The 13,868-nt window shown below is 31.8% G+C and carries 14 protein-coding genes and 2 tRNA genes; 4 read left to right on the forward strand and 12 right to left on the reverse strand.

The genetic code is table 11. The annotated features are described in order from the left end of the window. Position 1 precedes the first annotated feature (1 nt). Entirely contained in the window at positions 2 to 955 is a 954-nt protein-coding gene (locus ACT53I_RS08915) for an ROK family protein (RefSeq protein WP_476079403.1), read from the forward strand. After that, positions 949 to 1,986 (forward strand): DUF3810 domain-containing protein, encoded by a 1,038-nt coding sequence (locus tag ACT53I_RS08920; RefSeq protein WP_476079404.1) that lies wholly within the window; start codon positions 949 to 951, stop codon positions 1,984 to 1,986. The genes ACT53I_RS08915 and ACT53I_RS08920 overlap by 7 nt, the downstream gene beginning before the upstream one ends. 310 nt (positions 1,987 to 2,296) lie before the next feature. On the opposite strand, the gene ACT53I_RS08925 is transcribed toward ACT53I_RS08920, so the two are convergent. The 7 genes from ACT53I_RS08925 to greA all read right to left on the reverse strand — a co-directional run bounded on the left by ACT53I_RS08925 (position 2,297) and on the right by greA (position 8,155). Beyond that, positions 2,297 to 2,370: transfer RNA gene (locus ACT53I_RS08925), tRNA-Met, on the reverse strand. Between the two features lie 44 nt (positions 2,371 to 2,414). Then, a complete protein-coding gene (locus tag ACT53I_RS08930; RefSeq protein WP_476079405.1) occupies positions 2,415 to 3,704 on the reverse strand; it encodes a TlpA family protein disulfide reductase in 1,290 nt (429 codons plus the stop codon). Between the two features lie 48 nt (positions 3,705 to 3,752). Further along, positions 3,753 to 3,959: a hypothetical protein gene (locus ACT53I_RS08935; protein WP_371489358.1), complete on the reverse strand. Its 207-nt coding sequence runs from the start codon at positions 3,957 to 3,959 to the stop codon at positions 3,753 to 3,755. A 23-nt stretch (positions 3,960 to 3,982) separates the two neighbouring features. After that, positions 3,983 to 5,953: a T9SS type A sorting domain-containing protein gene (locus tag ACT53I_RS08940; RefSeq protein WP_476079406.1), complete on the reverse strand. Its 1,971-nt coding sequence runs from the start codon at positions 5,951 to 5,953 to the stop codon at positions 3,983 to 3,985. Between the two features lie 79 nt (positions 5,954 to 6,032). Continuing rightward, the gene (clpX, locus tag ACT53I_RS08945) at positions 6,033 to 7,217 is read right to left on the reverse strand and encodes an ATP-dependent Clp protease ATP-binding subunit ClpX (RefSeq protein ID WP_409623118.1); all 1,185 of its coding nucleotides are present in this window, start codon (positions 7,215 to 7,217) and stop codon (positions 6,033 to 6,035) included. A gap of 55 nt (positions 7,218 to 7,272) precedes the next feature. After that, on the reverse strand, positions 7,273 to 7,662 hold the full coding sequence (locus tag ACT53I_RS08950) for an HIT family protein (protein ID WP_476079407.1): 390 nt from the start codon (positions 7,660 to 7,662) through the stop codon (positions 7,273 to 7,275). Between the two features lie 25 nt (positions 7,663 to 7,687). Further along, complete coding sequence (gene greA, locus ACT53I_RS08955; RefSeq protein ID WP_069797966.1) at positions 7,688 to 8,155, reverse strand: transcription elongation factor GreA; 468 nt, start codon at positions 8,153 to 8,155, stop codon at positions 7,688 to 7,690. Between the two features lie 99 nt (positions 8,156 to 8,254). Between greA and ACT53I_RS08960 the strand changes: the two genes are divergently transcribed. Next, entirely contained in the window at positions 8,255 to 8,722 is a 468-nt protein-coding gene (locus tag ACT53I_RS08960) for a hypothetical protein (protein ID WP_476079408.1), read from the forward strand. Between the two features lie 9 nt (positions 8,723 to 8,731). Beyond that, positions 8,732 to 9,181, forward strand: a complete 450-nt coding sequence (gene dtd, locus ACT53I_RS08965; RefSeq protein WP_424304897.1) for a D-aminoacyl-tRNA deacylase — start codon at positions 8,732 to 8,734, stop codon at positions 9,179 to 9,181. A 54-nt stretch (positions 9,182 to 9,235) separates the two neighbouring features. Here dtd and ACT53I_RS08970 read toward each other — a convergent pair. From ACT53I_RS08970 to ACT53I_RS08990, 5 genes are all read right to left on the reverse strand, one after another. After that, a tRNA-His gene (locus tag ACT53I_RS08970) sits at positions 9,236 to 9,311 on the reverse strand. Between the two features lie 38 nt (positions 9,312 to 9,349). Next, positions 9,350 to 10,069 carry a bacillithiol biosynthesis deacetylase BshB1 gene (gene bshB1 / locus ACT53I_RS08975; RefSeq protein WP_476079409.1) on the reverse strand — a complete coding sequence of 240 codons (720 nt, stop codon included), beginning with the start codon at positions 10,067 to 10,069 and terminating at the stop codon, positions 9,350 to 9,352. Between the two features lie 78 nt (positions 10,070 to 10,147). Further along, positions 10,148 to 11,809: a tetratricopeptide repeat protein gene (locus ACT53I_RS08980; RefSeq protein WP_476079410.1), complete on the reverse strand. Its 1,662-nt coding sequence runs from the start codon at positions 11,807 to 11,809 to the stop codon at positions 10,148 to 10,150. A gap of 94 nt (positions 11,810 to 11,903) precedes the next feature. Then, a complete protein-coding gene (locus ACT53I_RS08985; RefSeq protein WP_476079411.1) occupies positions 11,904 to 12,773 on the reverse strand; it encodes a PstS family phosphate ABC transporter substrate-binding protein in 870 nt (289 codons plus the stop codon). A gap of 260 nt (positions 12,774 to 13,033) precedes the next feature. Further along, positions 13,034 to 13,864, reverse strand: coding sequence for an energy transducer TonB (locus ACT53I_RS08990; protein WP_104793947.1), 831 nt, complete (start codon positions 13,862 to 13,864; stop codon positions 13,034 to 13,036). Positions 13,865 to 13,868: the final 4 nt, after the last annotated feature.

Raw genomic sequence — 13,868 nt, forward strand, 5'->3', positions numbered from 1 at the left:
AATGAAAGAAAAATATGCAATTGGTATCGATGTAGGTGGTACCAATACCAAATTCGGTATCGTAAATAAAAAAGGTGAAATTCTAGTTCAAGACAGAATTAAAACCAATGAACATGATAACGTAGAAGCTTTTATAGATGATTTAGCAGAAAAACTTAATCCTATGATTGAGCAATATGGCGGTCCAGAAGCATTCGTAGGAATAGGAATGGGCGCTCCTAATGCTAATTATTATCAAGGAACAATAGAATATGCTGCCAACCTAAAATGGAAAGGTATTATTCCTATGGCTGAACTTCTAGAACAGAAATTTAAAATTCCAGCTAAATTAACTAATGATGCTAATGCTGCTGCTGTAGGAGAAATGCAATATGGTGCTGCTAAAGGAATGAAAAACTTCATCACCATTACTTTAGGAACTGGAGTAGGAAGCGGAATTATCATTGATGGAAAAATCGTTTTAGGACACAACGGTTTTGCGGGAGAATTAGGTCACGTAATTGTAAGAAATGGTGGTAGAGAGCATAAAGGAACTGGACTTAAAGGTTCTTTAGAAGCTTACGCATCTGCAACAGGTGTAAGAGATACCGCTATTGAATTATTACAAGAAACCCAGCACTCTCCTAGTTTATTAGAAAATTATCCTATCAATGAATTAACCAGTGAAACCGTATTTAAATGCGCAGAACAAGGAGATTCTTTAGCCAACGAAGTTTTCGAATTTACAGGTCAAATTTTAGGAGAAGCTTTAGCTACTTTCGTACATTTTTCTGCACCTGAAGCCATTGTACTTTTCGGTGGATTAACCAAAGCTGGAGACCTTATCATGAAGCCAACCAGACAAGCTATGGAAGACAACTTATTACAAGTTTTCAAAAATAAAGTTAAAATTTTGTACAGTGACTTACAAGAAGCAGATGCTGCAATTCTTGGGGCAAGCGCTTTAGTATGGTAAAAATTTTAAAAAATAAACAATCATTATTTTGGGCAGGCTTATTGTTTGCCCAATTTCTTTTATTCTATATCTTTTCAAAAAACGAAATAATCGTTCAGCAATTCACTGCTTTTTTTCATTTCAAAAAAGAATTTCAAAATGAGCTTTTCTCTCATTTCAAATATTCTTTTGGGGATGTTTTTTATATCATTTTTATCTTTTTCCTTTTATTTTTTCTTTTCAAAAGTATTAAGAGTAGAAACTTTAGAGTTCTATTGATTATACTAAATATTTCTTATTTTATTTATCAAATTTCGTGGGGAATGCTGTATTTCCAAAAACCTCTTTATGACAAAAATAAAGTAGAAATCTCCACCAAAGAATTAGAAAAACTTACTTTAAAATACATTGCATTAACCAATCAAGAAAGAAAAAAATTTGAAACAAAGCATGTATTCAAAATTAAAAACATTGAAGTATTAAAGTCAAGCATTCTTCATTCTCAAAAACGCTTACCAGAAGAATATTATCCATTTAAAACGTCAAATATTGACAACTTTAAATCGAGCTTATTTAATCCAATGATAAGCTATACAGGAATCCTAGGCTATTACAATCCATTTACCACAGAAGCACAGTATAACGCTGAATTACCTAACACTTACATTCCTTTTACTTTGTCTCATGAAAGTGCGCATCAATTAGGTTTTGCAAGGGAACAAGAAGCTAATTTTATAGGATTTCTCATTTGTGAAAATTCAGATAGTTCTGAACTTAAATATAGCGCCTATTTATATGTGACTAAAAGTTTAATTAATGCTCTACAAAACTCTAATCCAGAGTTTGCTTCTCAATCGAGTTTATTTATTTCTAAGGAAGTGAAAAGAGATTTAAAAAACGAACGATTATTCAAAGAAAAAAACGATTCTTTTATCGCCGAAATATTCTATTTCACCAATGATATTTTCTTAAAATCAAACCAACAAGAAGGTAGCGTTACTTACTCTTATTTCATTGATTTACTTGTGCTATACGAACGAAGAAAGGCATAAAAAAAGAATCACATCCTAGGATGTGATTCTAAAAACACAAATGATGAAAAAAAATTTATTGCTTTCGAGCGATAGCTCATTGAAAGCGGTGTAAAAATACATATTTCTTTCATACTAACAAAATTTTTTACATTTTTTTTCAACTAATTTTTGTCATTTCTTCATTATGAAGCATTAAGATATTATTATTCACTAAAAATTGTAATAAAAGAAACTATTTGAAAATTTATTTTTTGAAAATTAGAGAAATAATCATAATTTATATCCAAAAAAAAGCAATAAATATTTAAAATATTTATTGCTTAACTTGTAGCGAAGACGGGATTTGAACCCGTGACCTTTGGGTTATGAATCCAACGCTCTAACCACCTGAGCTACCTCGCCGTTTTTCGTGGTGCAAATATATAAATAATTTTAAAGTCTACAAATTATTTTAGCTGTAATAATTCTAAAATTTCAGAAAAATTTTCTGGGTTAGCTATAATCTTATTTTTAGCATCTACTATATAGAAAGTTGGTGTAGCATGCACATTATAGGTATCTACATAACTGCTGTACCAACCTTTGAGTTCTGTGTCATTAATCCAAGGTAACATTTTTACTTTATCGGAATAAGATTTAGCATCAGAATCTAAAGAAAGGCCTACTACTTCTATATTTTTTTCTTTCAATTTATTATACTGAAGCACCATTTCTCCAATTTCTTTTTCGCAGTGAGAACAAGTAGAAGACCACAATATGATAATCTTTTTATCTGCTTTCACATCGTGTAGAGATTTTACTTTAGTATTTACAGGATTTACGAAAGTATTATTTGGAATAATCTTTCCAATTTCTGTATTTGCATTAGATTTTATAGTATTGGCTAATCTATCATTGATGGTACATTTTAGATTTTTGGCTTCTGTAAGATATTTTTCTTTTAAATCTTTAATGCTGTAAACATTAAAAATTTCAATTAATTCCGACAGTATTGTTTGTCCACGAGGCGTTTCTACATTTACTGCAGTAAGTAATTTATCTACTTCATCGCCTAAATTTGATCTGCTTGTATTGCTTAAGAAAACCATGAGAATAGGCTTGAGCAATGAAGATGTTTCTAAATAGTTCTGTGTATTATTTAAAAAAGAAATGATCTCATCGTTTGTAGGATTCTTTTTACCAACAGATTCTTGTAAAAAATTTTGGTAGGTTTTGAAATAATAACTTAAGAAAGGATGCTTATCAGAATCAAAAACTATGTCTGCACTTAAGTTAGAAACTTCATTTTTTAGTGCAACACCAAAATCTGAGTTTTCTTTATAAAAATTCTGTATTTGATAGAGTGCAGGTAGAATTTGTTCTCTTTTTTTCTGTTGGTCTTGAATACTATAAAATATATTATTGACTTCGTCATAATAATCTATCTGCTGTACTTTATTATTTTTAACCGAAAACTTAAGGTCTACATTCTTATTTTCTGAAACCAGGTTTAAAGAAGTATTAGCCTGTGGAAAATAAACTTTTAATAATCCTAAATAGCTATTTTTAACCTGAAATAGCCAAGTATTATTTTTTTTCTCGGCTTTGTCAATTAAAATGTCTTTAGAGCCATTGACAGTATAAAGATAAGCTTCATTGAATGAAAAATCTTTTGGAGATTCTACCTTAATGGTAAACTGAGCTGAAGCAAAATAACTTAGTAATAAAAGTGTGGTTTGTAACAGTTTTCTTTTCATGCAATAAAGATAAAAAAAAACTCACTACTCGTGAGTTTTTTTTACATTTTATATATTATTCATTTTTAATTTTCTATGTGCATAAGCAATTACAAATATTGCCACTAAAAGTAATACAACAATGTAATTATCAATCGGAGTTGCAGGACCTCCAATATCTCCAGACTCCGGTTCTGGCGGAGGTGGTGGAACAACTTGGGCCAAAGTTAGCATGGTACCAAGAAAAAAGCTAAAGCTTATAAATAATTTTTTCATTGTGCTTCTCATGACTTGTGTTTTTATTTTATTACTTTCTTGGTTACTATTTCTCCATCATTAGACTTAATTTTTACGATATAAACTCCATTAGTAACATTATCTAAAGGTAGTTTATAATCATCATATGTAGAAACTTTTTTTGCAGAATGTAATAATTGACCTACAGAAGAATAAACTTCTATATCTGCCTGTTTCCAATTTTTATTAAATCTTACTACATATCCTTGATCTTTTTTAGCTACTATAGTTTGTCCTTTTAAAAGTTCAGAAGTACCAAGAACTCCAGCCGGTTGTTCATAGAATAAACCATAAGTAAAATTGGTATTTGTTAAGGAAAATGTATCACCGCTTTTAATTTTTGTTAATGTACCATTGTTACGGTAATAAAAAGATTTTCCGTTTGATAAATTTCCTTTATCTTCCACCAATTTACCTCCTTCAATTAGGAAGAATTTTAATTTAGCCGCATTCGCATTATTAACAACCAAAGGAATTTCTTTTCCTGAAAAATCTACTTCATTTGCTTCATTGATAAATAAATTATAATTAGCATTTACATCTGCACCTCCCGAAACTTGTTCTTCCTTAGTATAAATAGAAGTAGAACCTGTAGTAGCTTGCATTCTAGCATTTTCAGGAGAGAATCCAGAAACTGCTTCGTTATTTACAATATAAAACGTTCTTCCTATTTCAGTATCATTAGCATCATACAATACTACACCTAACTGCTTGGTAACTACTGGTGCATTACTTACTCTAGCGGTTACAGAATAAGGAGTAGCTTCAGGTCTTGCTGTTTGAGCAAATCTTCTTGTTTTTGAAAATTTTAAAGTTTGAGAAGTATTATCTGTTAGCTTAATCATGAATTCCTGCATTGGTTTAATTACCAAATCATTTGCAAGGCCTCCATTTACATTTCCTGCAGAGTCAAAAGTTCTAACAACAGCAGTGGTAGAAGTATAAATAGTACCAACTGGGAAAGAATTTTCAATACCTGAAGTGTAATAAGAAATACCATTTAAATTAGAAATTGCATTTTCATCATCCGTAGCTACAGTTCCTTTTTTAACTAGAGACAAATCGATATTAGTTAAATAAGGATTCCCATGTTGATAAAGGTTTTTACCATAATCTGCACTCCATTTTGTAGTTACAAAAGGATCATCTACATAGGTGTTATAACTTTCGTTATATGCATTTTTAGTAGCACCATTTGTTCCGAAACTTCCACTAAAAGCTCCCGCAAGTGTAACTTCTGTATCTGCGGTATTTAAATCAGACACTGGAACTCCTTTGAAGATTTTTTTCATAGAGTTCGCAGAGTATAAATCAGACGCGCTAGAAGGTACATATCCCTGCAAATTTGCATTTGGATTTTCTGCAACTAACGTTGGATTCCAAACTTCAGTTCCGTCATACAACCTTCTAGACAAGATGTAATAATCTGTGGGTTTTCCTACTACAGTTGGAGTAAGAGTAGTAGTTAATTGATCAAAAGCAGCGGTGGTATTATTCCATTTAAAAACTGATCTTTTGTTAAATCTACCTGTTACAGTTAAGGCAGAATTGGCCACATTAATATGTGGTAATGAAGCTTGTAAATCAGTAATTGAATAATTATAGAAAGGAAGTGCAACTTGCTGTCTTCCTGTATTTCCGTGTTTTACATCTACATATTCTTTATTTACCTTACCTGTAATATTGGCTTGAGGCATACCTTTAATATACAATTGACCATAAACAGAAGAAGAAGAATATTGTAAACGAAAATCAGCAGTTGGAGCAACTTCAAAACTTTGAGAAGGGGTAACGACCATAAAGTCTCCTATGGTATTTACTTTAGCATTTCCATCAAGTTTTACACCACCTCCACTGTAAACTAATGCTTTATCCTGAACATGGACTAGAGCACCGTTTCCTACGTAAGTGAGTTGTGCATTCACGAAAGCGCACACTCCTACTAAAGATAATGTGAGTAAATTTTTTTTCATTTGTTTGTGTTTTTTTCAAGAATTTATACAACTCTTTGAATGTACAAATATAGCAAATTTATATTAAAAGACAAACTTTTTATATAAAAATATCCTCATTATCAATGAGTAAGTCTTTTTCTATTTCATCTATTTTGTACATATAATCCTCGAGAACCTTCTCAGTAGTACCTCTAAGACCTCTTGCACCTAAACCCTTGTCAATGGTATAGTCTACAATTTTTTCAAGAGCTTGATCCGTAAATGCAAGTTTTATGCCGTCTAACCTAAAAAGTTCAACAAATTGATTAATGATAGAATTTTTAGGCTCTGTAAGGATTCTAAGCATTGTTTCTTTTGTCAGTTTATCCAAATGAGTAACAATAGGAAATCTCCCTAATAATTCTGGAATAAGCCCAAAACTTCTTAAATCTGTAGCATTTAATTTTTCTAGAATATAGCTTTCTTCTTCAACTTTAGAATGTTTATCTGTACTGAATCCTATCGCTTGCTTATTGAGTCTTCTCTCGATGATTTCTTTAATTCCATCAAATGCTCCACCAGCAATAAATAAAATATTTTGAGTGTTTACTTGAATGTATTTTTGGTCAGGATGTTTTCTTCCTCCTTGTGGTGGAACATTTACAATACTTCCTTCTAGAAGCTTCAATAAACCTTGCTGAACGCCTTCACCAGAAACATCTCTGGTAATACTCGGATTGTCTGATTTTCTGGCAATTTTATCAATTTCGTCAATAAAAACAATTCCTTTTTCTGCTTTTTCCACATCATAATCCGCCACCATTAAAAGTCTAGACAAAATACTTTCTACATCCTCTCCTACATAACCAGCTTCTGTTAAAATAGTAGCATCTACAATACAAAACGGAACGTTTAATTGCTTAGCAATCGTTTTTGCTAAAAGTGTTTTCCCCGTTCCTGTTTCGCCTACCATAATAATGTTAGACTTTTCTATTTCTACAGATTTATTTTCGTCTTTATTATGAAGAAGTCTTTTATAATGGTTGTAAACTGCAATAGATAATTGTTTTTTGGCTTGATCTTGACCAATTACGTATTCGTCTAGAAATTCTTTAATTTCTCTAGGTTTTTTAAGTTCTTCAATCGAGGTAGCTGGCGAAAACTCATCTTCATGTACACTTTCTTTTACGATAGCATGCGCTTGTTCTACACAGTTCTCACAGATAAATCCATTTTGTCCTGAGATTAAAATTTCAACTTCAGATTTTTTTCTTCCGCAAAATGAGCATTGATTAGGATTCATTCTTTTTATTTTTGAAAAAACTCAAACTTCGCTATGAAATTTGAGTTAATATATTTTAAGAGTTAATTATTTTATTTTGAATTTCTTGATATTCTTCTGGTGAAAGTTTCAATCTTTCGTTTCCAAAATTAAGATCTTGCATGGTATTCATGGGAACCAAATGAATGTGCGCATGAGGAACTTCTAATCCTATCACAGCCACTCCCACTCTTACACATGGCATCGCTGCTCCAACTTTTTTGGCTACTTGTTGAGCAAATCCCCAAAGATTTTTAAAATCTTCTGATTCTAAATCAAAGATTAAGTCTACTTCTTTCTTTGGAATCACAAGAGTATGACCTTTTGCTAATGGCATTACATCTAAGAAAGCCAAATAATTTTCGTCTTCAGCGATTTTGTAGCTAGGGATTTCTCCGTTTACAATTTTGGTGAATATAGAACTCATAATCTGTAATTTTTAAAGATTAAAATTACAATGAAATTTCTAAAACTTCAAAAGAAAGTTTATTTCCATTTGGCAATACAATTTCTGCAGTTTCGCCTACAGCTTTACCTAATAATCCTTTTGCAATAGGAGTATTTACCGAAATTTTTCCTGCTTTAATGTCAGACTCATTATCGGGAACCAATGTAAATTTTTGTTCTTGTTTGGTCGCATTATTTTTAAGACGAACGGTACAAAGAATAGAAACTTTAGAAGTGTCTAATTGACTTTCGTCAATCACTTTAGAGTTTGCGATAGTATCTTTAATTTTAGAGATTTTCATTTCTAGCAAACCTTGCGCTTCTTTCGCTGCGTCATATTCTGCATTTTCAGATAAATCTCCTTTATCTCTTGCTTCTGCGATTTGTTGAGTAATTTTAGGCCTTTCTATGCTTTCGAGTAGTTCTAACTCTGCCTTCATTTTTTCCAAACCTTCTTTGGTTACATAATTCATTACTTTACTCATATCTGGTTATTTTGCGTTAATGTTAATATAAAAAAATAATCCGACCTTTGCCGGACAATATTCATTAAAAATTCGAGTTACAAAGATATGATTAATTTTAATATGAAACCAAGCCTTTTAAAAATAATTATCCCAATTTTACTGGCTTTCAGCGCATTAAAAACGCTCAACTCTTGTTCTAACAGAGAAGAAACTACCAGTTGTTTTCCCAATCAATTTATTTCTGTTCAGCTCAATTTAAGCCTACCTTCTTATTATCCTCTTAACAATATTGGAGGCTGGATTTATGTCTCAGAACAGCAATCTGGAACCAGAGGCTTAATCGTTTATAGAACCAATGATGGTTTCAAAATTTATGATAGAAACGCACCACATATTTGTCCATCTACAGACACTACATTAGAAGTAGAAAATGGCAGTTTGGTTATTTGCAAAAAAGACAATGCAAAATGGTTTCTCAATTCTGGAGCGCCTGCTTCTGTAAGTCCTTATCCTCTGAAACAATATTTTTATAATTATAATTCTTCTACCAACATTTTAAATATTTATAATTAATTTAGAGGCATGAAAATAGTAGTTCAACGTGTAAAAGAAGCATCTGTTGTAGTAGAAGGAAAAATTGTAGGAGAAATTTCTCAAGGCTTGCTCCTTCTCATCGGCGTAGATGAAAACGATACTCAAGAAGATGCTAATTGGTTAATTAAAAAAGTGGTAGACTTAAGGATTTTTTCAGATTCTGAAGGAAAAATGAACCTTTCTGTAAAAGATGTAGCGGGAGAAATCTTATGTATCAGCCAATTTACTTTAATCTCGGATTACAAAAAAGGCAACAGACCTTCTTATATAAAAGCAGCTAAACCTGAAAAAGCAATTCCTCTATTTGAATATTTTAAATCTGAGATTGCTAAATCTGGATTAAAAATAGAAAGTGGGATTTTCGGGGCTGATATGAAAGTATCTTTACTGAATGACGGTCCTGTAACTCTGGTTCTGGACAGCATCACCAAAGCTTAAAATCTCATGAAATATATAAAATAAAAAAGCATCCAAAATTTGGATGCTTTTTTTGGGTGAATGATGGGTCTCGAACCCACGACCTTCGGAACCACAATCCGACGCTCTAACCAACTGAGCTACAATCACCGTTTTTGCGTGTGCAAATATATAAAATTTTTAAAACAATTAACAAATAATTCCTTCAAAATTTTTAAATGCTAATAACTTTTCAGTTGTGAAACCTTCTGCATATTCTACTCCACTCAATCTTCCTAAATCTTGCGCTCTATAAGTTAGACTTTCTAAAAAATCTTTGGTCGCGATGGGAGTTATTGGTTCTGTGGAAGTTGGGTCATAAAACTGAGTTTTATATGCTAAACAAGCTTCTATTTTTTTGTCTAAAAATCCAGAAATATCCATTACAAAATCCGGTTCAATATTTTTCCACTGAATGTAATGAAAAACTTGTTTTGGCCTCCAAAATTTTTGAGATTCACCTTCATAATCGGTTTTTATCTTAACCAATCCAGATAAAAAACACGCATCTGAAACTAATTTTGCGGCTTTCGCATGATCAGGATGTCTATCGTCTATCGCATTACAAAGCACGATTTCTGGTTGATATTTCCTAATCATTTCAATGATTCTAAACTGATATTCTTGAGAATTGATAATAAAACCATCTTTCATTTTAAGATTTTCTCTAGCAGAAATTCCTAAAATTTCAGATGCAGTTGCCGCTTCTTGCGCTCTGGTTTCATTAGTTCCTCTTGTTCCTAATTCACCTTCGGTAAGGTCTATGATGGCTACTTTTTTTCCTTCGGAAATTAATTTTGCTATAGTCCCGCCACAGCCTAACTCTACGTCATCTGGATGTGCCCCTATTGCTAAAATATCTACTTTCATGGGTCAAAAATACAGAAATTAAAATTAAATTTTCAAATTTAGAATTAAAAAAAGCTTCTCAATAGAGAAGCTCATTTTTTATTTCATTAATTCTTTCTGTAAAAGAAGTGAATTATGATCGTTTGGTTTCATTGCTAAAGCTTTTTGTAAAGCTTCATTTGCCTTTACTTTATCCGTAGTGTGTAACAAGTAAGCTACAGAATAGTAAGCTCCAAACAATGTTTCTTGTAAAGCTTGTTGTTCTGCTGGAGTTTTAGTTAATGCTACATCTATATATTTCTGGAAAGCTACAGCAGCTAATTCTTTATAACCAGCTTGTTGTAATGCATAACCTTTGCTATAATAAGCCGGTTCCCAAGTTGGAAGAAGATCATTCATCTTTTGCCAAGCTAGAGCAGCACCATCCCAGTTACTTACTTCTTGATAAGCCATTGCTAAATTGAACAACGCAGTAGTATCTTCTTTATTTGCAGCTACTTGTTTTTTAAGAGCCATGATGTTGTCATTAGAAGGACCTGCGTCTGCTTTTGCTTGAAGTTCTGCAGCACCACTTGATGCTTTTGCGAATTCTGAATCCCAATCAAGAGTGTCATCTTTAGCAGCTTTTACAACCGCTAATTTTTCATTAGCTTTTTGCATTAAAGCGGCTTTTGCAGCAGCGTCTGCTTCTTTAGATGCTAATCCTGCATAAATCACAGCTTCTAAACCTGCATCACTCGGGATGATTCTAGATTGCTCTACTTTTGCATAATAAGTTTCTAGATTAGTTTTAGCGTTTACAAAATCATTTTCATTATATTGTAAATAAGCTCTTAACTTGAACTTAATTGGATCATTTACTTTGTCAAAAACCTTATCTAAAGTTGCTTTAGATTCAGCAAAGTCACTATTAATAAAGTATAACTTCGCAATCTCTAATGCTGTACTTGGATCTTCGTCTGCATATTTCGTATAATTAATCAAACTCTGAGTAGTTTCCTCATGTTTTTGGAAAATTTTATTATACTGAGCTTGTGCTTTGTACGCTGGAGCATAAGTTGCATCTGTATTGATTGCTTTTGCAATGTTTTCTTCTGCTTTTTTATATTGCTTAGCAGCCATCCATAAAGTAGCCATTCTGTAGAAAACAGAAGCTTTATTTTTAGCAACTTCAGAAGCTCTGTCATAAGCAGTCATAGCATTTCCTGGATCTCTAGTTAATCTGTATGCATCTCCTAAAGTATAATAATAGTAAGCAGGAACACCGTATTTCTGTGCTTTTTCAATTGCTTTATTGATATAAGTAATGGCTAAAGCTGGATCATTGTTATTTTCGAACATGGTAAGCGCTTCTCCAATTCTATAAAGAACTTCTGCGTCTTTTTCTTTAGACTCTTTTGCAACCTGAGTAAGTTCTGTGATTGCAGAAGCTTTTTGACCTTTCCCTAATTTAATGGTAGCAAGACCAATTTTATTAAGATAGCTTTTAGAATCAATTGCTAAACCTTTATCGAAATTTTCTTTAGCTAGTTCAAAATTTGGTTCAAACTGACTTAAATATGAGTATCCTAAATAATAATAGTTTTCTGCAGTGGGCGACTTAGCAATCATCTGATTAAAAACTTCTTTAGCCTTTGCATATTTGTGGCTATCTAAATTAATAATCCCTTCTGACACTGTTTGTGCGCTTGCAAAACTTAATAGAAAAGTTGCTGCTGCACCAAAAACTATTTTTTTAGGAAGTCCGAATCTATATTTCATTTTTCTATTTTTTTATTGTTAATGTATTATGTTAATAACTAATACACAATTTCCGTTCCAAAATTAAATTAAATCTCTTAAAATTAAAAATTTTTTATCTCATCATTACTTCTCTCTTAAAAATATTATAAGGTTGAAGTCCTTCTTTACTTACCACTATTTGACCTTTTTGAGTGCAAGAGAATCTGATAAAACCATTACCTAACCCAAAATGTCCTTCATTAGTTAAAAAATAAAGAATCCTTGTGAATGGATATTTCATATTTCTTATATTTTCTCTGTTCGGCTCATAAGCAATATTATTTTCTGTAACAGAGAGAATTTTTATTTGTTTCCTTAAATTTTCAGCTTCGCGAGAGTAAGGATTCGAGATGGTATTAAGACTAATAACCCCTATACTATTAGGGAATTTACTAATTTGCTCTACAATTCCTTTATTACCTTTAATTAGTGAATATTTTATTTTTTGTGGGGCTAAATTTAATTTCTGAGCTACAAAATTAAAATTACTGGCATTTACACCGTCAAAAATTATATTTTTTTCATCAGATTGTAGTTCTTTTTTTATTTCTTGAACACTAATTGAGTTTTTAGGCGAATCTTTAGCAACTACAAATACTACTGCATCTCCAGCGAATTTTGCAGGCTCTAAAGGAAGATCTACCATTTCTTCATAGAGTTTTTTTTCTTTTGCTGTAAGCTCTCTAGACATCACGATAACTCTTACGTTTCGCTTCAATAAATCCATTAAGGCATAGTCTTCTTTCTGAAATTTAAGATGAAGTTTAGTTTCAGGATAATGCGCAACATATCTTTCTGCCAAAGCTTCTGTTACGTTTCTAAAAGATTCATCTGCAGCAATGACTATTTCACCTTTGTTTGGTCTGCTTGATTCATTTTGAGAACAAGAAATAACTGAAAAAACTAAAATAAAAACAATAAAAATCTTAAACGTCTTCTTCATCCTTTCTTCTTATGTAATAAATTGCTCTTCCTATTCTAAAAATTCCATATAAAATGAGTAATCCACCTAATAAATAAGACGGCATCTCATCTAATTGCACTAGAAAAAACCGATATACAATTACAAAAACACCTAATGCAATATAAAATAATCCGATTAAAATAGATAAATAATTAAACATATACTAGCAATTAAGTTATTATTAAATGACATAAAAAAGAGAAGCTTACGCTTCTCTTTTTATATGAAAATTGGTAAGTTTATTCAAAATTCATAGTTAATGGTAACCTAAATCTTTGTCTTACTGGTTGACCATTAATTTTTGCAGGAACCCATTTAGTTCTAATACTTTTCACTGTTCTTACAGCTTCACTATTAAAATCTGGGTTAGAACCAGATGCTTTAACATCAGAAATTGTACCATCTCTTTCTACAATAAAAGTAACTGTAGTTTTAAGTGTTCCCTCTCCTCCTTCCATTGCAGAGTTATCAAAGTTTTCACCAATTTTATTTCTAAAAGAGTTTAAACTTCCAGGGAATTCTGCTTCTTGGTCTACAGATTCATAAACCTCTGTAGTACTTGGAGCTTTAGACTCTACTGCAGCAGCTTTTGGTGGAGCCGCAACAGGAGGTGGTGCATAATTCGTTTGTTTTACCCCTTCTTGATTTACAAGACCTGTTGTAGTTTTTAACTGTTCAGAAATTGGCGGAGGTGGAGTTTCCACTTTAGGCGCCTTTACTGGTTCAGGTACTACGTTTTGTAGAATTTCAATCTTTTCTTCTACTTTAGGTGGTGGAGGTGGTGGAGTTTCTTCTTTTTCCACAATCTCTTCTTTCACTTGTTCTTCAGGAAGAATTTCGATAAGGTTCGCATCTACTTCTGTCTTTTCTTTAGCAGCTAATTGCTTAATTTTCATTACTACAAAAGGAGTAATTGCTGCTATACAGAAAATAAGAGTTCCAATGATCATAGATCTTGTTAAGATTCTTCTGTAACTTGATCTTAAATCATATGCACCGTATTCTTTATTTCTATGCTCAAATACAATTTCATCTAATGATGGATTGTAATTTAAATTTTCATTTTCCATAATA

Source organism: Cloacibacterium sp. DMC96 (genome assembly GCF_056313765.1).

What these genes read in the sequence shown, in the direction of transcription:
- ACT53I_RS08940 (WP_476079406.1), bottom strand. Translation starts at nt 5,953, where the DNA reads ATGAAAAAAAATTTACTCACATTATCTTTAGTAGGAGTGTGCGCTTTC.
- ACT53I_RS08920 (WP_476079404.1), top strand. Translation starts at nt 949, where the DNA reads ATGGTAAAAATTTTAAAAAATAAACAATCATTATTTTGGGCAGGCTTA.
- ACT53I_RS08985 (WP_476079411.1), bottom strand. Translation starts at nt 12,773, where the DNA reads ATGAAGAAGACGTTTAAGATTTTTATTGTTTTTATTTTAGTTTTTTCA.
- dtd (WP_424304897.1), top strand. Translation starts at nt 8,732, where the DNA reads ATGAAAATAGTAGTTCAACGTGTAAAAGAAGCATCTGTTGTAGTAGAA.
- clpX (WP_409623118.1), bottom strand. Translation starts at nt 7,217, where the DNA reads ATGAATCCTAATCAATGCTCATTTTGCGGAAGAAAAAAATCTGAAGTT.
- greA (WP_069797966.1), bottom strand. Translation starts at nt 8,155, where the DNA reads ATGAATTATGTAACCAAAGAAGGTTTGGAAAAAATGAAGGCAGAGTTA.
- ACT53I_RS08935 (WP_371489358.1), bottom strand. Translation starts at nt 3,959, where the DNA reads ATGAAAAAATTATTTATAAGCTTTAGCTTTTTTCTTGGTACCATGCTA.
- ACT53I_RS08960 (WP_476079408.1), top strand. Translation starts at nt 8,255, where the DNA reads ATGATTAATTTTAATATGAAACCAAGCCTTTTAAAAATAATTATCCCA.
- ACT53I_RS08950 (WP_476079407.1), bottom strand. Translation starts at nt 7,662, where the DNA reads ATGAGTTCTATATTCACCAAAATTGTAAACGGAGAAATCCCTAGCTAC.
- ACT53I_RS08990 (WP_104793947.1), bottom strand. Translation starts at nt 13,864, where the DNA reads ATGGAAAATGAAAATTTAAATTACAATCCATCATTAGATGAAATTGTA.
- ACT53I_RS08915 (WP_476079403.1), top strand. Translation starts at nt 2, where the DNA reads ATGAAAGAAAAATATGCAATTGGTATCGATGTAGGTGGTACCAATACC.
- bshB1 (WP_476079409.1), bottom strand. Translation starts at nt 10,069, where the DNA reads ATGAAAGTAGATATTTTAGCAATAGGGGCACATCCAGATGACGTAGAG.
- ACT53I_RS08930 (WP_476079405.1), bottom strand. Translation starts at nt 3,704, where the DNA reads ATGAAAAGAAAACTGTTACAAACCACACTTTTATTACTAAGTTATTTT.
- ACT53I_RS08980 (WP_476079410.1), bottom strand. Translation starts at nt 11,809, where the DNA reads ATGAAATATAGATTCGGACTTCCTAAAAAAATAGTTTTTGGTGCAGCA.